We start from the raw sequence: 18,871 nt of genomic DNA on the forward strand, positions 1-18,871 counted from the left end.
CGACACCTGCGAGCGCGCCCGGTGTCCCCGCGAGCCCTCACACGCCTCAGTCGGCGGCTTCGCCCTCGCGGCTGGGCGTGCGGCGGCCGCCGAGAGTGTACACCCACAGGAGGCCGAGGCCGACCATGTAGGCGACGGCGACGGGGATGGCGAACACGAGCATCGTCAGCAGGCTGGAGGGGGTGATGAACGCGGCGAAGACGACGATGGCCATGACGACCGTCCGCCAGCGGTCGAACATGGTCTGGAAGGAGATCAGGCCGCCGCGGTGGAACAGGAACATCGTCACGGGGACCTCGACGAGCAGGCCGAAGCCGACGGTCGTGAGCACGACCAGCCAGCCGAAGTTGTTGATCCGGTAGTAGATGACCATGCTCGACTCGATGGCGTCGGCGGCCAGCCAGGAGATGATCGCCGGCGCGACGTAGAGGAAGCCGACGACCGACCCGCCGACGATGCCGACCAGCAGCGTCACCGCCCACAGGCCGAGCAGCCGGCGGTCGCCGCCGACCAGCCCCCGTTCTTTCAGCCGCGGCCAGGCGTAGTAGAGGATCAGCGGGAACGTCGCGACCAGGCCCAGAAGCGTCGCGAACTTGATCTCGAAGATGAGCGCCTCCGCGGGGTGCAGCGTCACGATGTCGGCCTGGGCGATCTGGCCCTCGGGCATCCGCCCGAAGAAGATCTGCCGGAGCCGCCCGATCCCGCCCTGGTAGAGGAAGGCGAAGGTCGCGGCCATGACGACCCCGAACAGGCCGACGATGCGGAAGGCTCGGGAGGTGAGACTCTCCAGGATAAAGGCGATGTCGTAGTAGTAGCCGCCGATGTCGTCCTCGCTGGTCTCCTCCTCGGTGAACGAGTCGACGACGCCCGCCGTCGTCGAGGTGAGGACGCCACCCTCCTCCTCGTCGCCGGCCGCGCCGTCACCGGCGGCCGCTTCGCTGTCGCCCCCCTCGCCGCCCTCCGCGGCCTCGGCGCGGGCCTCCTGTGCCTCCTGGACCTCGTCGAAGCGGTCGAGGATGGCCTGGGCCTTGTCGGGGTCCTCCTGTTCTTCCATGGCCTCCCGGGCGAGTTCGGTCGCCTCGGCCTCGTCCATCTCCTCGAAGCGCTCCGGGGGTGCGGCGGGGATGGCCGCGGCCGACAGCGAGAGCAGGTCGATGTCGGTCGGCGAGCCGGTCGGCTCCGTCGGGTCACGCGCGGCGTCGAGTTCCCTGATGGAGAAGTAGAAGACGGCGGCGCCGAGCGCGACCAGCGCCAGCCCCGCGCCGACGAGCGCGGCGACGACCTGGGTATCCAGGCCCGTCAGCTTCGTGAGCGTCGGGAAGGGGCCGACGCGGTCCGATATCGAGGTGACGAGGTCGTTGATCACGGGGACGCCGTAGCGGGTGACGAAGAGGTAGCCGGCGCCGCCGGCCAGCAGGGCGACGGCGAGGAGCTTGTTCCAGTAGCGGCGGGCGACCATCCCGGCCGAGACCTCCTCGGTCGACCGGCGCAGGAGTTCTGCGAAGCGGGCGAGCGCGAGGCTGAACCCGTAGAGCCCACACAGCGGGAGCGCCCACATGATCTGGGTGAGCGGGTCCGGCGGCGAGAAGAAAGCGCCGAAGACGAAGATCGCCAGCACGGCGTAGCGCCACCGGTCGCGCATCGCCTCGTAGCTCACCACGCGCAGGTAGGCGAGCGAGCTCATCGCCAGCGGCAGCTGGGCGGCCAGCCCGAACGAGAAGCCGAGGAAGACGATGAACTGCGTCCACTTGACGATCGACCACGCGGGCTGGAAGCCGGCCTTGATAGCGTTGCCCGCGAGGAACTGCAGCATGAGCGGGAAAAAGAGGAAGTAGGCGTAGGCGATACCGGCCGCGAACAGGACCACCGAGAGCACCGCCGGGAAGACCAGTTTCCAGCGGGGGATGTCCTCGGCGGGCCACCAGCCACGCGCCCGCAGGGCGTCCCGGCCGAAGTAGATCACGACGGGGATCGCCATCAGGATCCCGACGACCATCCCGATCTTCGCCTGCAGCAGGATCACGTCGAACGGTGTGGTCGCGACGATACTGACCCCCTCCCCGGTCTGTTCGAGCTGGGGGTTCAGGTCGGCCTTCAGCCGGTCCCAGATGTAGAGCCGCAGTGCGTAGAACGTCCCCATGAAGCCGATCACGAAGACCATGAACGCTTTCTGGAGGTCCTCGCGGGCGCTGCCGATCATGGACCCGAGGGTCGCGCGACCCTGTGCGACGGTCCGCTTCGTGTCCTCGTCGATCGCGGCAGCCATCTCGGGGAGTGGTAACCGAGTGACTGTTATCAATCTATTCATCACGGGAGTCCGCGCGGGCCGGGACGGCCGCCCGAGCGCCCGAGCGCGGTCCGCTCGCCCCGGTCGACGGGGCGGGCGAAAAGAAGGCTTACAATAGGGGAGCGCAAACCCGGCCACGAATGACTGACGAGCGGTCCGGCGACGACGACGCGGGGGAGGGAGCCGCCGGTCCGCCCGACGACGAACGCGGGTCCGATACCGCTCCCGAGGAGAACGGACCGCCCGACGAACCGATCCCGGGCGGCCCCGACGACTCTGCCGACGAGCGCCGGCCCGACGCCAACCCCTCCCCGGCGCCGGACAATCTCCCCGACGACTCGGGCGACCCCGACGATCCCGAGGGGGTCACTCCGGACGGCATCGACCGCCCCGGCGTCGACGACGACGAGGCCCCTGGCGACCCCAGCGAGTGGGTCGACGACGCGGACGGAAACGCCGAAGACGCGGACGCCGACGAGGGGTCGCCGTCGGCGGACCCGACGGAGGCGGCGCCGGTCAACACCGTCGAGGAGGGCGCCGCGGCCGACGGCGGCGACGCCACGGAGTTCGGCGGCGACATCAACCCCCACGCGAACCCGTCCTCGGGCGGGCCGGCGGAGGGCGCGCCGGCCGCGCCCGCCGGCGAGGGACTGGGCGGCGCCCCCGACGACCAGGAGATGCCGCTGGCCAAGCACATCGAGGAGATGGTCCGGCGGCTGGGCGTGGTCGTCGTCGCGATGGCGCTGGTCAGCGGGCTCACCTTCCCCTTCGCCGACCGGCTCATCAACTTCCTCTGGTACTCGTTCCTGTCGGGGTCGCCGGAGGTCTGCCCGACGACCGCGCCCTCCGTCGACGCGGCGTGTCCGTACCTGTTCCACCCGCTCGCGCTGATGTTCGCCCGGCTGAAGGTCGCCTCGCTGGTCGGGTTCGTCGTCGCCCTCCCCGTGACCGTCTACGAGTCGTACCTGTTCATGCGCCCCGGGCTCTACCCCCGCGAACGCCGCTACTACCTCGCCTCCGTCCCGACGAGCCTCGTCCTCGCCGGGGTCGGCATCCTCTTCGCGTACCTGCTCGTCCTCCCGACGCTGTTCGTCTACTTCACCGGCTACACCGCCCAGGCCGCCGAGGTCACGTTCAGCCTCACCGAGACGTTCAACCTCATCGTGATGATGCTCGGCTTCTTCGCCCTGGTCTTCCAGATCCCCCTGCTCATCATGCTCGCGGTGATGATGGGCGTCACCTCCCGCCGGTGGCTGGCCGCCCGCCGTATCTACTTCTGGGGCGGGTTCGCCACGGTCGCCTTCCTCTTCTCCCCGGACCCGACCGGGATGGCGCCCATCCTCGTCGCCGCGACGATGATCGTCCTCTTCGAGGGCACCCTGCTGCTGCTGTACTGGACCGGCGAGGCGGCGGCGGTCACGGCCGAGGACCTGGCCGCCCGCCGGCCGTTCGTCTGGCTCGGCGCCGCCCTCGTCGGCTACCTCGTCTCGACCGCGCCGCTGCCGGGGAGCTACTACGAGCAGCTACCCCCCGCGGTCACGTCGGCACTCGCCGACTTCGGCGTCACCCGGTTGACGCCGCTGCTCGTCGGTCTCGGCCTCATCGCCGTCTACGAGGCGGTCCTCTACGTCGACCGGCGGTTCGGCGACCGCTCGGGTGTCTACGGCTACCTCGCCCGGGCCCGGGTCGGCGTCTGGCCGCTGTCGCTGTTCGTCGGCTACCTCGGCAGCCCCGACCCCGCGCTCCTCCAGCGGGTCGACGCCGTCGACCTCCCGACGGTCGAGGCCGCCGGCGTCGCCGTCGGGTTGATCGTCACCTACGAGTTCGTCCTCGTGGTCCTCGACTGGTACGAGAACCGGGGGTGACCGACGGGGACCATGACCGGGCGGGTGCTGCTGGTCAGACACGGCGAGACGACGTGGAACCGCGACGGCCGGATCCAGGGGTGGGCCGACGCGACGCTCACGGCGGCGGGTCGCGAGCAGGCCCGCGCCGTCGGCGACCGCCTCGCCGACGCCCACGACCTCGACCGGCTCGTGGTCTCGGACCTGAAGCGGACGCTGGAGACGGCGTCGCTGCTCCGGGCGGCCGGCGTCGCGGCCGAGCCAGAACGGGCCCGGGCCTGGCGCGAGCGGGACTTCGGCGAGCTCCAGGGGCTGACCCGGACCGCCATCGCGACCCGCCACCCCGAGTACCACCGCGAGGGGTCGCTGCTCGCGGTGCGGTCCGTCGAGGGCGGCGAGTCCCTGTCGGCGTTCGAGACCCGCGTCCTGGAGGGCTGGGAGCGGCTCGTCGAGGAACTGGAGGGGGGCGAGACCGCGGCGGTCGTCACCCACGGCGGGCCGATCCGGGCCGTGCTGGCGGCGGTGACCGGCCGGGAACTGGCGGCGCTCGCCCCCGAGTTCTCGCCCGCGAACTGCGGCGTGACCGAACTCGCCGTCGACGGGGCGGCGTGCTCGGTCGTCGACCGCGACGGCACCGACCACCTCTAGCGTCCGGAATCGCGCGGACGCCGGGTGCCCCCGCGACCGCACGGAACCGGGGCCGAATATTTAAATCCGAACGGGCGACCAGCCCGGCGCGTGACCGACGACCCGACGGCCTCCCCGCACCGTCCGCCGCCCGGTAGCGACCGCGCCGCGACCCCGGTCGTGGGCGTCGTCCTGCTGGTCGGACTGGCGGTCCTGCTCGCCGCGGTCGCCGCCGCGGCGGTCGGGTTCGAGGGCGCCCGCCCGGGGACGGCCCCGCAGGCTCGCGTCGACGCGGAGCTGTCGGCGACCGACGGCTGGCCGGACGGCCAGCGGCTCCGGCTCGTCCACGAGGCCGGCGACACCCTCGCAGTCGCGGACCTGGCCCTCGTCGTCGGGTTCGAGCGGACGGGCGACCGCGCGCGGCTCTCGGGGTTCCCGACCAGGCGGCTCACCGACGAGCATGTCCGCGGTGCGGACCTGTTCGACCGGACCTACGCCGGCGTCGACGGGGCGCTGGACGCTGCCCACACGGACGGTCGGTGGGCCGCGGGCGAGACCGCCTCCGTCCGGATCGCACAGCACGAACTCGACGTGCGACCGGGCGACCGCGCGGTGGTCCGCCTGATCCACCGCCCGACCGGCGCACAGCTGGTCCGGACCGAGGTGGGCGCGTCGTGACGGGGTACGGGCGGCCGGCGGTTCGCGGTGGACGATCCCGGGGTCGGAGCGGGAACTCGGGCGGGAGACGGACAGGAACCGCCCCGACCGCTCGATAATATAAAGGGCCGGTATGACAAGCCTTAATTCCGCCGCCCGACAACTCCCGTCGTCGATGGGTATACCCGCAGCGGCGTGGACGCAACTGGCGCCGGTCGCACAGCAGACGATCGACGTGTTCGGAAACGCCGTCCCGAAGAGCTATATCGCCATCGCCGGCGCGCTCGTGATCCTCGTGTTGATCGGGCTGTCGGCGTTTTTCTCCTCCTCGGAGATCGCGCTGTTCTCGCTGCAGTCCCACCGGATCGAGGCGCTCGTCGAGGACGGCCGCTATGGCGCCGAGACGCTCAAGAGCCTCAAGTCCGACCCCCACCGCCTGCTGGTGACGATCCTGGTCGGGAACAACCTGGTCAACATCGCGATGTCGTCGATCGCGACCGGGCTGTTCGGCCTCTACATGAGCCAGGGGCAGGCCGTGGCCGCGGCGACGTTCGGGATCACCGCGATCGTCCTGCTGTTCGGCGAGAGCGCGCCCAAGTCCTACGCGGTCGAGAACACCGAGTCGTGGGCGCTGCGGGTCTCGCGCCCGCTGAAGCTCTCGGAGTACGTCCTCCTGCCGCTGGTCGTCACCTTCGACTACCTCACCCGGATCGTCAACAAGGTGACGGGCGGCCGCTCGGCCATCGAGACCTCCTACGTCACCCGCGAGGAGATCCAGGACATGATCGAGACCGGCGAGCGCGAGGGCGTCCTCGACGAGGAGGAGCGGGAGATGCTCCAGCGCACCCTGCGGTTCAACAACACCATCGCCAAGGAGGTCATGACGCCGCGGCTGGACATGGACGCCATCTCGACGGACGCCTCGATCGACGAGGCCATCGAGCAGTGCATCCACAGCGGCCACGCGCGCCTGCCCGTCTACGAGGGGAGCCTGGACAACGTCATCGGCGTCGTCAACATCCGCGACCTGGTCCGGGACCGCAACTACGGCGAGACCGAGGACGGCGACCTCGAACTCGAGGACCTCATCGAGCCGACGCTGCACGTCCCCGAGTCGAAGAACGTCGACGACCTGCTGACCGAGATGCGCAAGGAGCGGCTACACATGGTCATCGTCATCGACGAGTTCGGCACCACCGAGGGGCTCGTGACGATGGAGGACCTCACCGAGGAGATCGTCGGCGAGATCCTGGAGGGCGGCGAGGAGGAGCCCATCGAGTACGAGGGCGACGACACCATCGTCGTCAAGGGCGAGGTCAACATCGAGGAGGTCAACGAGGCGCTGGACATCGACATCCCCGAGGGCGAGGAGTTCGAGACCATCGCCGGGTTCATCTTCAACCTCGCCGGCCGCCTCGTCGAGGAGGGCGAGGAGATCGACTACGACGGCATCGAGATCGCCGTCGAGGGCGTCGAGAACACCCGCATCATGAAGGCCAGGGTCACCCGCACCGAGGCGTACGACCCCGACGAGACGACCGAAGTCGACGAGGCCGAGGCCGACGCCGACGAGGTCCCCTCCGAGTGACCGCGACGGTCCGGCCGTCCTCCGGCGCCCGGTGGGTCGCGACCGGCCGCCGGTCGCTCTCCGTGTGACGCCGTCCCGAAGCCCTTCGTTTCGGCTGGAGATCCGCCCGAGAGCGGCGGATCCGCGCCGCTGGTCGGCGTCGGTGTTCCACGTCGACGGTCCCCGGAACTGACCGCCGGCGACGGCGGCCGGGCCGACCGCCGGAATCGACGAACGGCCCGGCCGCCGGTCACCGGTCGATCTCGGCGCGGCCGCTGGTGGCGCTGCGGATGCGGTCGCGGAGCGGGGCCCCGTCCTCGACCGGGACGCGCACGTCGAAGGCGACCCGTTCGGCGTAGTCGGCGTCGAACTCGACGCCCTCGCTCTCCAGGATACCGCGGACGGTGCCGGAGTCGTCGTAGTCGACGGCGACCGCGAACGTCTCGTGAGGGCGCTCGGTGGTCGTCCCGGCGGCGTCGAGCCCGTCTTTCACCGCGCGGGAGTACGCCCGCGCCAGCCCGCCGACGCCGAGGTTCGTCCCGCCGTAGTAGCGGGTGACGACGGCGACGACGTTCTCGACCTCCTCCTGCTGGAGGACGTTCAGCGCGGGGTCGCCCGCCGACCCGGAGGGCTCGCCGTCGTCGCTGGCCCACTCGCGAAAGGGGTCCGCGCGGACGCGGTAGGCCGGCACGTTGTGGGTCGCGTCGGCGTACTCCTCGCGGACCTCGGCGACGAAGTCCTCGGCGGCCTCGACCGTCCGGGCGGGCGCGACGTGACCGATGAACTCCGAGCCGCGTACCTCGAAGCGCGCCTCGCCGCGGCCGGCGACCGTCCGGTAGGGCTCGCGCTGGCTCACACCGCTGGCTTCCGGCGGGAGGCGAAAAGCGCTTGCGCTACTCCCCGCCGGACAGCCGCTCGCCCCACACCCGCTTGTCGAGCAGTTTCACCGTCATCCCGTCGCGGACGCGTAACTGACAGGAGAGTCTGGGGTAGCCGAAGCGGTCCGCCAGGTCGTCGTGCCAGTGGTCGGGGTCGGGCGCGTCGACCAGGCGGACGCCGCAGGTCGCACAGAGGCCGCGACCCCCGCAGTTGACCCGCCGGGCGTAGCGGCCGTGGGGTGACAGCCCCGCCGCCAGCAGGGCGTCGCGGAGGACCGCGCCCTCCTCGGCGGTCACCGTGCGGCGGTCGCCGTCGGGTGTCTCGACGGTGATGCGAGCCTCGGTCACGCCGGTACTCCGGACGCCGGCGACAGGAACCTGCCGATCGCTCCGTTCTGTCGGTCGCTCCGGGTCACCGCCACCCGCGGACGAGGCCGACTGCGACGACAGCCAGCCCTGCGACGACGACGGCCAGGGCCGCCTCCGGCGGGAGGCCCGTCCCGAGGGCCGTCGACACCGCGATAGCGGCCAGGAAGACGACGCCGGCGACCGCGGCTATCGGCGAGGCGTCGAGGTGTCGGAGCGGGGGCGAGTCGCTCACGGCGGGAACGACGGCCGGGTGCGGCAAAAGCTCACCGCAGCTCGATGCTGTGGACGAACTCCATGGCGCGGATCTCAGTCAGCAGGTCCCCCGGAATCTCGCCGTCGGTGATGACGTACAGCTTCGGCTCGTCGGTGAACTCGGGGTCCTCGCTGATGGTCTGGCGGATGGAGATCCCGCGGTCGGCGATGGCGCCGGTGACGGTCGCGACGATGCCCGTCTCCTCGGCGTCCCGCACCGTGATGGCAAGCGCCGAGAGGTCGAGGACGGGTGCGAGGTCCATCAGGCTCGGGATGGCGGAGATGTTCTGGAAGATCCGCCGCAACTGGTCGTCGTCGAGGATCGCGTCGGTGGTGGCGTCGACGACGCGGCGGTCCACGTCGACCTCGCGTGCGATGCCGGTGTTGGGGATCTCGATGCCGCCCGAGACGACTCGTCCCTCGTCGTTGACGGAGAAGCCCCGTTCGAGCAACAGCCGGATGACCGCCTGCTGGCTGGGCGAGTCGGCGAACTTCTCCATGATCGCGTCGAAGGTGGCCTCCTCGTCGGGGGTTCCGCCGTCCGTCCGCACCGCGGGGTCGCCGCCGTCCGCTCGCAGTTCGGGGGCCGTTCCGTCGGCGCGGTCGGCGGAATCGCGCTCCTCGTGCATCTATAGTTCGCCCTTCGTGCTGGCCACGTCCGTCCGGCGCTCGTCGATCCGGGTGGCGTCGTCGAGCGCGCGGGCCAGCCCCTTGAACAGCGCCTCGACCTCGTGGTGGGCGTTCTCGCCGTCGACGCCGGCGTGCAGCGTCAGCCCGGCGTTCGTGGCCAGCGACCGACAGAAGTGCTGTGCCATGTGGCTGGTCATCCCGCCGACCTCGCTCTGGGAGAACGCGCCGTCGAACGCGAAGTAGGGGCGGCCGCTCACGTCGACGACGACGCTGGCGACGGCCTCGTCGAGCGGGACCTTCCGGTCGGCGAACCGGCGGATACCGCGCTTGTCGCCCAGTGCCTCGGTGAAGGCCTCGCCGAGGGTGATGGCCACGTCCTCGACGGTGTGGTGGTCGTCGATCTCCAGGTCGCCGTCGCACTGCACGGTCAGGTCGAACAGGCCGTGGGTGGCGAACGACTCCAGCATGTGGTCGAAGAAGCCGATCCCCGTGTCGACGGTCGCGTCGCCGTCGCCGTCCACGTCGAGGGTCACCTCGATCGCCGTCTCGGCGGTCTCCCGGGTCACCGCCGCCGTCCGCTCGGTCATACGTCGACCAAGCGCGCCCGTCTATTTGGCCGTTGTGTTCGTTCGAGCGGCGCTCCGGCCGGCGGCCCCGATATTCGCCGTCCCCCGCGACCGTCGGCCGCCCGACGGCGGCCCGTCCGCCGCGCGTCAGACGCGCGTCTGCCCGGGTTTTATTTCGGGTTGCTTCGATGACAGGATCGTGGACCGACACTGGACGCACGAACTGGTCGCCCTGTCGGGGGTCCTCGCCGGCGCCGTCATCTTCGCCGCCGGCGACGCGGGCCGGCTCGCCGCCGGCGTGGCCGCCGTCAGCGCCGCCGCCCTCCTCCTCCCGGCGCTGTCGTCCGGTCGTCGGACCAGTCCCCGCTGACGCTTCAGTCGTCGACCGGCGCCGAGCCGCCCGCGGCCCGCGCGGTCCGGCGTCGCTCGGCGAGCCGCGCCAGCACGACCACGCCCAGCGCGGCCACCAGCGGCGCGACGAGCAACCGCATCGCGGTCGCGGCGTCGGCGCCGCCGACGACGACGCCCATCAGCGCGGGCACGCCCCCGACCGAGACCGACGAGACCGCCGACGCCAGGGCGTTGACGGGGCCGCTGTGCTCGGGGACGGCGTCGGTCGCGTAGGCCATCATCGTCGGGAACACGCCCGAGATCAGCAGGCCGATGGCGACGACGCCGGCCAGCACGGCGAGGCCGTCGGCGACGAAGAACGTGAACGCGAACGCGGGGACGAGCAGCCCGAGCACGCCGACGAGCAGGGTCAGCGCCCCCAGCCGGTCGGTCAGCGCACCGCAGACGAACCGGCCGGGGACGTACGCGACGAGCATCGCCGTCAGCGTCAGCTCCGCCCAGGCGTCGGGCAGTGCCGACTGCGCGTAGTAGGGTAACCAGGTGAACAGTCCGCCCTCGACGCCGGTCACGAAGAAGAGGGCGGCCAGCAGCGCGAGCACCTCCGGCCGGCGGACCAGCTCGGCCAGGTCCGCGCGGGTGAGCGGCTCCTCGTCGGACTCGACCGCGGGGGAGCGGAGCGACCGGAAGACGAGCGCGAGCGCGAGCACGGCGAACCCGACCGCGCCGTAGACGAGCCGCCACGACCCGGCCCGCAGCGCGAGGACGACCGCCAGCGGGCCCAGTGCCGCGCCGACCGCCCAGGTGCCGTCGTAGCGGTTGTAGACGCGCCCGCGCTGGCTCGGGTAGAAGTGGCTGAGCAGCGGGCGGTCGAGCGCGCGGAAGACCCCGACGGCCGCCCCCTGGACGACCAGCGCGGCGAGAAACAGCGGGAACGAGGGCGCCAGCCCCATCGCGAGCAGCGCGCCCCCGGCGAGGGCGGCGCCGCCGGCGATGAACCGCCGCGCGTCGACCCGGCCCGCGCTCGACCCGACGGCGAGGATGACCAGCAGGTAGCCGACCGTCCCCGCCGGCGCGACGAGCCCCAGCTGCCACTCGGGCACGGTGAAGAAGGTCTCCAGGGTCGGCAACACCGCGCCGCGGATCTGCATCACGGCCCCCGTACACGCCATCGTCAGGAAGATGGCCGCCGTCCACAGCCGGCGGTTGCGGGCGTCCGTCCCGGTCGGGCCGTCGCTGTCGCCGTCGCCGCCGGGAGGTGTGCCGCCGTCCGCGGGCGCGCCGCCAGTCCCGTCGCCGTCCGGCGTCGACCCGCTCACCGGGCGCGCCTCCCCGGTCGCGGTCCGTGCCGCTCGCTCCTCGGATACATACCCCTCCCTCCCCGTTCGATCCGGAAAACGTTTTTGTAGACAGTCCAAGAATCATCGAAGATGAGCGAGACGCGGATCAGCGAGCACCTGGAGGCGTTCGGGCTGTCGGCGACGGAGGTGGAGACCTACCTGGCGGTGCTCCGGCGGGGGGAGGCGACGACGGGCGACGTGGCGGCCGCGGCGGACGTGTCACAGGGGTACGTCTACGACGTGGCGGAGGCCCTGGTCGACCGCGGGCTGGTCACCGTCGACGAGGGCGCGAGCCCGACCGTGCTGCGCGCGCGGCCGGCCGCGGAGGCCGTCGCTGACCTGTCGACGCGGGTGTCTGACCTGCAGTCGGCCATCGCGGACGTGTACAGCGAGCCGGCCGCGGCCGACGTGGGCTTCGAGGTGGTGCGCTCGCGGCGGACCGTCGAGCGCCGCGCCGAGCGCTTCCTCGCGGACGCGACCCACGAGGCGTTCGTCGTCGTCCCCGCGACGGCCTTCGCCAGCGTCAGGGACGCGATGGCCGCGGCGGTCGACCGCGGCGTCTTCGTCTACTGTCTGCTCCTGGCGCCCGACACGGACGTGGTCGCCGACGCCGTCGACGACTTCGGCCGGTACGCCCACGTCGTCCGGACGTGGGAGGCCCGCCCGCAGGTGTTCGTCCTCCGGGACGCCCGCGCCGGCCTCGTCGGCTCCCACGGCGTGCTGACGGGCCGCCACGGCGACGAGTACGCCGTCACCGTCGGCCAGCCGGAGGTCGCCAACGGCTTCTACGGCAACATGGTCAGCAACGTCTGGCCGATGGGCGAGGCCCGCCACGTCGCCGACCCGCCCGAGTTGCCGGCCACCTTCGAGTACTTCCGCAACGGCGTCACGACCGCCGCCCAGTACCTGGCGGCCGACCGCGACCTCGTCGCGGACCTGACCGTCGCCGACACCGGCGGCGACCACGAACTCGACTTCGAGGGCGTCCCCGTCCGGGAGGCCAACCAGACGCTGGTCCCGCCGGTCACCAGCTCCTTCCCCGTCGAGAACGCCCTCGTGGTCGAGACCGACAGCGGTCCGGTCAGCGTCGGCGGCGACTCGCCGGGCTTCGACCCCTACTTCGAGGACTTCGCCGCCCGGCGGGTCACGCTTCGGGCAGCGTAGCTGCGGTGCAGTCGACCGCTCAGACCGCGTCAAGCGCCTCTGCCAGTGTGAACTCGCCCTCGTAGAGCGCGCTCCCGACGACGACGGCTGCCGCCCCCGCGTCCTCGAGCGCGCGCACGTCGGAGAGCGTCGCGACCCCGCCGCTGGCGACCACCGGGATGTCGACCGCCTCGACCACCCGCTCGACGGGCTCGGTCCGGACCCCTTCCAGTTGCCCTTCCACGTCCACGTCGGTGAAGAGGATCCCGCCGGCGCCGAGCTCCTCGTAGCGCGCGGCGGCCTCGGCGGGGTCCAGCCCCGTTCCCTCCGTCCACCCGGCGACGACGACCTCGCCGTCCTTCGCGTCGAGGCTGACGAGGACGCTCTCCGGGTACTCCTCGCTGATCTCGGCGACGATGTCGGGGTTCTCGACCGCGGCGGTGCCGAGGATCACATGGTCGACGCCCGCCGCCAGCAGGCTCGTGGCGTCGTCGACGGTGCGGATGCCGCCGCCGAGCTGGGTCTCGACGTCGACGGCGTCGACCACCGACTGGATCGCGTCGGCGTTCTCGCGCTCGCCCTCGAAGGCACCGTCCAGATCGACGAGGTGGAGGGTGCGGGCGCCCTGCTCGACCCACCCCTCGGCGGCCTCGACGGGGTCGCCGTACGCCGTCCCGCTGTCGCGCTCGCCGCCGACCAGCTGGACGACCTGCCCGTCCTGCACGTCGACCGCCGGGACGACCTCGAACTCCGGGAACATACCCGTCCGTGGGCGAGCGGGGGGCGAAAGCGTGTCGGTCGCCGGCGTCGACGCGCGACTGCTCCCTCGAATCGCCCGATGGCAGTATCACGCGCGAAAACTCGGTGGGTAGTGTTAAGGACACCAGCGGGGAACGGTCGCGTACATATTCGGGTATCTACTGATGAACGACTACGCTGACGAATTCGGCCGTGGCGGACTGAACTCGGAAGTCGACCTTGATTCGCTCCTGGCCGGTATCGGGCTCGACAGCGAGGAGATCGCCTGGCGCAAGCGGTTCATCGGCTTCGACGAGGCCGACGCCGAGCGGCTCGCGTCGCTCGAACCGCTGTTCGCCGAGAACGCCGACCGGATAGCGGAGGACTTCTACGACAACCTCACCGGCCACGAGGAGACCACCGCCGTCTTCGACCGGTCGCCGAAGACCGTCGAACAGCTCAAGCGCACGCAGTCGGCGTATTTCGCGACGCTCGCGGGTGGGGACTACGGTGAGGAGTACTTCGCCAACCGCGCGCGGATCGGCAAGATCCACGACGTGCTGGAGATGCCGATGAAACACTACATCGGCCAGTACGGCGTCTACTACGACCTCGTCCTGGACCTGCTCCGGGAGCGACTGCAGGAGAACCTCCTCGATTCGCTCCGGGCGGAACTCACCGGCACCGCGACCGACGGCGGCGTCGCTACCGGGGACGCCGAGACCGACGACGCCCTGGACTCGTCGGGCGAACCGGCCGACGATGGTCCGGGACCAGCGGACCCGTCCGTCGACATGGACGCGGTCGAGCAGGTCGTCGAGTCGGAGGTCGAGGCGGGGATGGACGAGGTGCTGTCGGTGCTGCGGATCATAAACCTCGACATGCAGGTGGTCGCGGACACCTACATCCACTCGTACAACGAGCGGCTCCAGGACGAGATCCAGCACCGCGAACGTCTCCAGGAACAGGTCAAAGCCGACATCGAGGAGCCGGTCGACGAGCTGCTCGATGCGTCCCGGGACATCGCCGACAGCGCCGGTGAGATGTCTGACCTGACCGACGAGCAAGTCGGCCGGATCGACGAGATCGCGGGTGAAGTCTCGCGGATGAGCGCGACGGTCGAGGAGGTGGCGGCGACCGCCGACGAGGTCGAGACGACGAGCGCCAGGGCGCGGTCGCTGGCCGAGGACGGTCGCGACGAGGCCGACGGGGCGGTCGAGGTGATGGGCGATGTCGGTGAGGCCGTCGACGACGTGGCCGACGACGTCGACGCGCTGCAGACCCGGATCGGGGAGATCGACGAAGCCGTCGAGGTGATAAACGACATCGCCGACCAGACGAACATTCTCGCGCTGAACGCCTCCATCGAGGCGGCCCGTGCGGGCGAAGCGGGCTCGGGGTTCGCCGTCGTCGCCGACGAGGTGAAGTCGCTGGCGACTGAGTCCCAGGAGCGGGCCGGCGAGATCGAGCGGATGGTCGCGGAGATCCAGGCGGACGCCGACGAGACGGTCGACAGCCTCGCGACGACGACCCAGCGGGTCGACGAGGGGATCGACCGCGTCGAGGCGGCGATGGAGAACCTCGACGACATCGTCGACGCCGTCGCCGAGGCCGCCCAGGGGATCGCCGAGGTGGCCGAGGCCACCGACGACCAGGCCGCCAGCGCCGAGGAGGTCGCGAGTATGCTCGACGACCTGGTCGACCGCGCCGAGGAGGTCTCCGCGGAGGTGTCGGACGTGGCCGCAGCCAGCGAGCAGCAGGTCGAGATGGTCCGCGAGATCGGGGAGACGGTCGGACGACTCGACGCCGACGACGCCGGGTCACCGTAGACGGGCGGCCGCCCAGCCGACCGCGTCCCGCGCTCGACCGGTCGGGTTCGCTCCCGTCGGCGGCCGCCGGCCCGGCCGGCGCGCGATACCGTTCGCTGTCGGTAGATTTTATTCGCCGGTGGGTCAGGGGATCGGTATGGTCGAGGCCCTCCTCCTCGTCGGGCTCGCCGTCGCCGTCTTCGTCGGGTTCAACATCGGGGGTTCCTCGACGGGCGTGGCGTTCGGCCCGGCGGTCGGCAGCGACACGATCTCGAAGGTGACGGCGGCGGGGCTGATGACGGTGTTCGCGCTGCTTGGCGGCTGGACCGTCGGCCGCGAGGTGGTCGACACGCTCGGCAGCGACATCGTCACGACGACGTTCACCCTTGAGATCAGCATCGGCGTCCTCTTTTTCATCGGGCTGGCGCTGTTCCTCTCGAACGTCGCCGGCGTCCCCGCCTCCACGTCGATGACCGCCGTCGGCGCGATGGCGGGGCTGGGGCTGGCCCGCGGGACGCTCAACTGGGCGGAGATGGGCCAGATCGTCACCTGGTGGCTCGTCTCGCCGGTGCTGGCGTTCTGGGTCAGCGCCGTCGTCGGCCGCTACTACTACCCGCGGCTCGTCGAGTGGTTCGCCGTCACCCAGACCGAGGGGGCGCTACTGGTCGTCGACCGCTCGGGCGGGCTCCCGCGGCCGGTGCTGGGGCCGAACACGACCCGCCGGGAGTTCGTCGGGACGCTCTCGGTCGTCGGTATCGGCTGTTACATGGCCTTCTCCGCGGGCGCCTCGAACGTCGCCAACGCGGTCGCGCCGCTGGTCGGCAGCGAGTCCGTCGGGATGAACCCCGCCATCCTGCTCGGCGGGGGCGCCATCGGCCTCGGCGCCTTCACCATCGCCCGCCGGACGATGGACACCGTCGGCAACGACCTGACCGACCTGCCGCTTTTGGCGGCCTTAGTCGTCGCCGCGGTCAGCTCGACCATCGTCACCGGCCTCTCGGCGCTGGGCGTGCCCGCGAGCTTCGTCATCATCGCGACGATGAGCATCGTCGGGCTCGGCTGGGGCCGCGCGACCCGGACGGTCACGCTCTCCGAGGCCCGGAAGGGCGACGCCCCGGAGGTCTCGGTCGGCGCCCTGGCCGCCGACGCGCCCGACGCCCCCACCGTCGGCGGCGAGGGCGGGACGCCCGAGCAGACCGACTCGCCGGCCATCGGCGACGAGGAGAGCGAGGACATCCCGCGGGCCGCGGATCTGTTCGAACCCGAGACGACCGCCCGGGTCATCTTCCTCCAGAACGTCGTCCCCGGGATCGCGACCGTCGCGTCGTTCCTCCTCTTCCGGTTCGTCCCCCTGTAGACCGGCCCGGTTCGTCTTCCCGTCGGCCGGCTCGCTCCCCTGTGCACCGGTCCGCCCCGGTCGGAACACGTTCGGACGTACGTCCAGCAACGGGGCCCCACGGCCGGCAGATATTGCGATCGCGGCCGCGAAACGGTGCGACGAACAGCAAGGTCTAACAGTCAGGGGGGCGAACTTGGCAAGTGATGCCCACCGTAGAGTACCTGAATTACGAAGTACTGGACGACAAGGGTTGGGACATGTACGACGACGAGACCTTCGAGAAGGCCGCGGAGGCCGACCTCGACGACGAGGACTACGGCACACTCGAGGTCAACGAAGGCGAGTACATCCTCGAGGCCGCCGAGGCCCAGGGCTACGACTGGCCCTTCTCGTGTCGCGCCGGCGCGTGTGCCAACTGTGCCGCCATTGCCGTCGAGGGCGACATCGACATGGACATGCAGCAGATCCTCTCCGACGAGGAGGTCGAGGAGAAGAACGTCCGCCTGACCTGCATCGGTAGCGCCGCCACCGACGAGGTCAAGATCGTCTACAACGCCAAGCACCTCGACTACCTGCAGAACCGCGTCATATAATCGCGCCGGTCCGACGCTTCTGGGCGGGGCGACTCGCCCCCACTCTCCGCCGCCCCAGCGGCCGCGCCGTCGGTTCGCGGCCGGGTGACCGTCCCGTCGGGGCCCGGCGGCCGTCCCCGGTCGCGGTCCGTCGCCGTCGAAACCACTAATTGCCGCCGGCGCGCTGGTTCGGTCGTGCTCGACTGGCTGGGAACCGTCCTGACGGAGAGCTCGCCGCCGGACCTGCTGCGGCTGGCGGCCGTCCCCGTCTTCGCCTGGGCCGCCTACCGGGACATCCGCACCCGGCGAGTGCCCAACGCCACGTGGCTGCCGCTGGCCCTGCTGGGGATCGCCCTGCTCGCCTGGGACGTCTCGCGGGTGTCGGCCGGCGACCTCCCCGGGGGGATCGTCGCCCGCGAGCGGTTCTACCTCCGCGTCGCGCTCTCGCTGGGGATGGTCGGCTCGATCGGCTACCTCTTCTACTGGTTCGGCGGCTTCGGCGGCGCCGACGCGAAGGCGCTGATCGTCCTCGCCGTCCTCTTCCCGACCTTTCCGACCTACTACTTTCCCGCCGAGTCGCTGCCGCTGACCCGGACGACCGTCGGCGTCTTCTCGCTGACCGTCCTCTCGAACACGGTGCTGGTCGGCGCCGCCTACCCCGTCGCCGTCACGCTGCGCAACGCCGTCTCGGGCCACCTCGCCCCGATCATGTTCATCGGCAAGCCGATCCGCGCCGAAGCGGCGACCGCCGAGTACGGCTCGCTGCTCCAGACGCCCGACGGCTTCACCCGCGGCGGCCTCGACCTGGACGCCCTCCGGATGTACCTGCGCTGGCGCGGGACGACGCTGGCCGCCCTCCGCGAGAACCCGGAGCGGTACCGCGACCCCGCGAGCCTCCCCGACGACCCGAACCCGCCCGGCGACGGGTCAATCCCCGAGAGCGGTGCACTCGCGACCGAGGGCGACGGCGGGGCGGCCGAAGGCGACGGCGGAACGACCGCGGGCGGCGGCCGGGGGAGCGAAGCGAGCGGTGGCGACGGGCCGGCTGCCGACGGGCGCGACGACGGCGAGCCGGCCGCCGACGGGCGCGACGACGGCGAGCCGGCCGCCGACGGGGGTGGCGACTACGACGACCCCTGGGGCGCGGGGGCGTTCCTCGACGACATCGAGGGGTCGGCCTACGGGACGACCCCCGAGGGGCTGCGCGACGGCCTCGACGTGCTCGCCGAGGAGGACGTGGTGTGGATCTCCCCGGGGATGCCGTTCATCGTCCCCATGTTCGTCGCCCTCGTCGTCAGCCTCGTCTACGGCGACCTCTTCTTCCAGCTCGTCTCTATGGTCGTGTGAATGGGCGCTTGCACGGGCTGTCCGCGCTACTCCTCGGGGACGAGCCGTTCGTAGAGCGGTCCGATGGTGAAGATGGAGACGAGCCACAGGACGGCGACGGTGATGTAGGCGAGCAGGACCCCGCGCTGGAACCCGGGCGCCGAAGTCACGACCAACAGGGCGAACGCGCCGACGAGCAGCCCGACCGCGACGACGGTATTGCTCGCGTTCCACAGCAGGAAGGCCTTCGTCCGGGAGTCTTCCTCGGCCAGTGCCGCGAGGAACCGCCGGACGGATCCGATCATCGCCCGTCGGTTGTCCCCCGTCCGTCATAAGTGTGGTCGCTCTCCCGGAACGGTTTGTTCGATTCGCGCTGCTTTGGGAGACAACAGCGACTGCGATCGTCGACGAGCGCTGAACGCTTTCGGTGCGCTCGCTAGCTGTCGTCTCTACTGCACTCGACAGCGAGTGATGAAAGCCCTCGCCGCGTTCCCTAGGAGTTGGATCGACCACAGACGATAGCAAGCGATGAAAGCCCTCAGCGCGCTCGCGGTCGCTGTCTCCGAAAATCGAAGATTTT

General features: G+C 71.2%; 19 protein-coding genes. 10 read left to right on the forward strand and 9 right to left on the reverse strand.

Annotated elements, in window-relative coordinates:
• Positions 1-46 precede the first annotated feature (46 nt).
• Positions 47-2,266, reverse strand: coding sequence for a twin-arginine translocase subunit TatC (locus ACMGFG_RS09360; RefSeq protein ID WP_436930078.1), 2,220 nt, complete (start codon positions 2,264-2,266; stop codon positions 47-49).
• Positions 2,267-2,427: 161 nt separating this feature from the next.
• Here ACMGFG_RS09360 and tatC point away from each other — a divergent pair, with 161 nt between their 5' ends.
• From tatC to ACMGFG_RS09380, 4 genes are all read left to right on the forward strand, one after another.
• The gene (tatC, locus tag ACMGFG_RS09365; RefSeq protein WP_436930079.1) at positions 2,428-4,152 is read left to right on the forward strand and encodes a twin-arginine translocase subunit TatC; all 1,725 of its coding nucleotides are present in this window, start codon (positions 2,428-2,430) and stop codon (positions 4,150-4,152) included.
• 12 nt (positions 4,153-4,164) lie between these two features.
• Complete coding sequence (locus ACMGFG_RS09370; protein ID WP_436930080.1) at positions 4,165-4,779, forward strand: histidine phosphatase family protein; 615 nt, start codon at positions 4,165-4,167, stop codon at positions 4,777-4,779.
• A 90-nt stretch (positions 4,780-4,869) separates the two neighbouring features.
• The gene (locus ACMGFG_RS09375) at positions 4,870-5,436 is read left to right on the forward strand and encodes a type IV pilin domain-containing protein (protein WP_436930081.1); all 567 of its coding nucleotides are present in this window, start codon (positions 4,870-4,872) and stop codon (positions 5,434-5,436) included.
• A gap of 154 nt (positions 5,437-5,590) precedes the next feature.
• Positions 5,591-7,003, forward strand: a complete 1,413-nt coding sequence (locus ACMGFG_RS09380; protein ID WP_436930082.1) for a hemolysin family protein — start codon at positions 5,591-5,593, stop codon at positions 7,001-7,003.
• Between the two features lie 229 nt (positions 7,004-7,232).
• On the opposite strand, the gene ACMGFG_RS09385 is transcribed toward ACMGFG_RS09380, so the two are convergent.
• The 5 genes from ACMGFG_RS09385 to hisB all read right to left on the reverse strand — a co-directional run bounded on the left by ACMGFG_RS09385 (position 7,233) and on the right by hisB (position 9,698).
• Entirely contained in the window at positions 7,233-7,838 is a 606-nt protein-coding gene (locus tag ACMGFG_RS09385) for an IMPACT family protein (RefSeq protein ID WP_436930083.1), read from the reverse strand.
• Positions 7,839-7,875: 37 nt separating this feature from the next.
• Positions 7,876-8,208, reverse strand: coding sequence for a 2Fe-2S iron-sulfur cluster-binding protein (locus ACMGFG_RS09390; RefSeq protein ID WP_436930084.1), 333 nt, complete (start codon positions 8,206-8,208; stop codon positions 7,876-7,878).
• 64 nt (positions 8,209-8,272) lie between these two features.
• Positions 8,273-8,461 carry a hypothetical protein gene (locus tag ACMGFG_RS09395; protein ID WP_436930085.1) on the reverse strand — a complete coding sequence of 63 codons (189 nt, stop codon included), beginning with the start codon at positions 8,459-8,461 and terminating at the stop codon, positions 8,273-8,275.
• Positions 8,462-8,492: 31 nt separating this feature from the next.
• The gene (gene trpY, locus ACMGFG_RS09400) at positions 8,493-8,981 is read right to left on the reverse strand and encodes a TrpY family transcription regulator (protein ID WP_436930262.1); all 489 of its coding nucleotides are present in this window, start codon (positions 8,979-8,981) and stop codon (positions 8,493-8,495) included.
• Positions 8,982-9,110: 129 nt separating this feature from the next.
• Positions 9,111-9,698, reverse strand: a complete 588-nt coding sequence (gene hisB / locus ACMGFG_RS09405) for an imidazoleglycerol-phosphate dehydratase HisB (protein WP_436930086.1) — start codon at positions 9,696-9,698, stop codon at positions 9,111-9,113.
• A gap of 178 nt (positions 9,699-9,876) precedes the next feature.
• On the opposite strand from hisB, the gene ACMGFG_RS09410 reads away from it, so the two are divergent.
• Positions 9,877-10,047: a hypothetical protein gene (locus ACMGFG_RS09410; protein ID WP_167837387.1), complete on the forward strand. Its 171-nt coding sequence runs from the start codon at positions 9,877-9,879 to the stop codon at positions 10,045-10,047.
• 4 nt (positions 10,048-10,051) lie between these two features.
• Here the strand turns inward: ACMGFG_RS09410 and ACMGFG_RS09415 are convergent, their stop codons facing one another.
• Positions 10,052-11,344, reverse strand: coding sequence for an MFS transporter (locus ACMGFG_RS09415; protein WP_436930087.1), 1,293 nt, complete (start codon positions 11,342-11,344; stop codon positions 10,052-10,054).
• Positions 11,345-11,455: 111 nt separating this feature from the next.
• Between ACMGFG_RS09415 and ACMGFG_RS09420 the strand changes: the two genes are divergently transcribed.
• Positions 11,456-12,529 carry a TrmB family transcriptional regulator gene (locus ACMGFG_RS09420; protein WP_436930088.1) on the forward strand — a complete coding sequence of 358 codons (1,074 nt, stop codon included), beginning with the start codon at positions 11,456-11,458 and terminating at the stop codon, positions 12,527-12,529.
• Between the two features lie 19 nt (positions 12,530-12,548).
• On the opposite strand, the gene hisA is transcribed toward ACMGFG_RS09420, so the two are convergent.
• The gene (hisA, locus tag ACMGFG_RS09425) at positions 12,549-13,268 is read right to left on the reverse strand and encodes a 1-(5-phosphoribosyl)-5-[(5-phosphoribosylamino)methylideneamino]imidazole-4-carboxamide isomerase (protein WP_436930089.1); all 720 of its coding nucleotides are present in this window, start codon (positions 13,266-13,268) and stop codon (positions 12,549-12,551) included.
• Between the two features lie 163 nt (positions 13,269-13,431).
• On the opposite strand from hisA, the gene ACMGFG_RS09430 reads away from it, so the two are divergent.
• The 4 genes from ACMGFG_RS09430 (at position 13,432) to ACMGFG_RS09445 (ending at position 18,312) form a co-directional block, all read left to right on the forward strand.
• The gene (locus ACMGFG_RS09430) at positions 13,432-15,075 is read left to right on the forward strand and encodes a globin-coupled sensor protein (protein WP_436930090.1); all 1,644 of its coding nucleotides are present in this window, start codon (positions 13,432-13,434) and stop codon (positions 15,073-15,075) included.
• Positions 15,076-15,211: 136 nt separating this feature from the next.
• On the forward strand, positions 15,212-16,411 hold the full coding sequence (locus tag ACMGFG_RS09435) for an inorganic phosphate transporter (RefSeq protein WP_436930091.1): 1,200 nt from the start codon (positions 15,212-15,214) through the stop codon (positions 16,409-16,411).
• Between the two features lie 185 nt (positions 16,412-16,596).
• Positions 16,597-16,986, forward strand: coding sequence for a ferredoxin Fer (gene fer / locus ACMGFG_RS09440; protein ID WP_436930092.1), 390 nt, complete (start codon positions 16,597-16,599; stop codon positions 16,984-16,986).
• A 174-nt stretch (positions 16,987-17,160) separates the two neighbouring features.
• Entirely contained in the window at positions 17,161-18,312 is a 1,152-nt protein-coding gene (locus ACMGFG_RS09445; protein ID WP_436930093.1) for a prepilin peptidase, read from the forward strand.
• Between the two features lie 26 nt (positions 18,313-18,338).
• Here the strand turns inward: ACMGFG_RS09445 and ACMGFG_RS09450 are convergent, their stop codons facing one another.
• Positions 18,339-18,596 (reverse strand): hypothetical protein, encoded by a 258-nt coding sequence (locus ACMGFG_RS09450; protein WP_436930094.1) that lies wholly within the window; start codon positions 18,594-18,596, stop codon positions 18,339-18,341.
• Between the last annotated feature and the right edge of the window lie 275 nt (positions 18,597-18,871).

Origin of the sequence: Halosimplex halobium (assembly GCF_051414055.1) — an archaeon.
Taxonomy (GTDB): Archaea; Halobacteriota; Halobacteria; order Halobacteriales; family Haloarculaceae; genus Halosimplex; species Halosimplex halobium.

Excerpts from the sequence above, each read along its gene's own strand:
- tatC (WP_436930079.1), top strand. The coding sequence starts at position 2,428 with ATGACTGACGAGCGGTCCGGCGACGACGACGCGGGGGAGGGAGCCGCC.
- ACMGFG_RS09420 (WP_436930088.1), top strand. The coding sequence starts at position 11,456 with ATGAGCGAGACGCGGATCAGCGAGCACCTGGAGGCGTTCGGGCTGTCG.
- hisB (WP_436930086.1), bottom strand. The coding sequence starts at position 9,698 with ATGACCGAGCGGACGGCGGCGGTGACCCGGGAGACCGCCGAGACGGCG.
- trpY (WP_436930262.1), bottom strand. The coding sequence starts at position 8,981 with ATGGAGAAGTTCGCCGACTCGCCCAGCCAGCAGGCGGTCATCCGGCTG.
- ACMGFG_RS09430 (WP_436930090.1), top strand. The coding sequence starts at position 13,432 with ATGAACGACTACGCTGACGAATTCGGCCGTGGCGGACTGAACTCGGAA.
- ACMGFG_RS09450 (WP_436930094.1), bottom strand. The coding sequence starts at position 18,596 with ATGATCGGATCCGTCCGGCGGTTCCTCGCGGCACTGGCCGAGGAAGAC.
- ACMGFG_RS09380 (WP_436930082.1), top strand. The coding sequence starts at position 5,591 with ATGGGTATACCCGCAGCGGCGTGGACGCAACTGGCGCCGGTCGCACAG.
- hisA (WP_436930089.1), bottom strand. The coding sequence starts at position 13,268 with ATGTTCCCGGAGTTCGAGGTCGTCCCGGCGGTCGACGTGCAGGACGGG.
- ACMGFG_RS09360 (WP_436930078.1), bottom strand. The coding sequence starts at position 2,266 with ATGGCTGCCGCGATCGACGAGGACACGAAGCGGACCGTCGCACAGGGT.
- fer (WP_436930092.1), top strand. The coding sequence starts at position 16,597 with ATGCCCACCGTAGAGTACCTGAATTACGAAGTACTGGACGACAAGGGT.
- ACMGFG_RS09435 (WP_436930091.1), top strand. The coding sequence starts at position 15,212 with ATGGTCGAGGCCCTCCTCCTCGTCGGGCTCGCCGTCGCCGTCTTCGTC.
- ACMGFG_RS09370 (WP_436930080.1), top strand. The coding sequence starts at position 4,165 with ATGACCGGGCGGGTGCTGCTGGTCAGACACGGCGAGACGACGTGGAAC.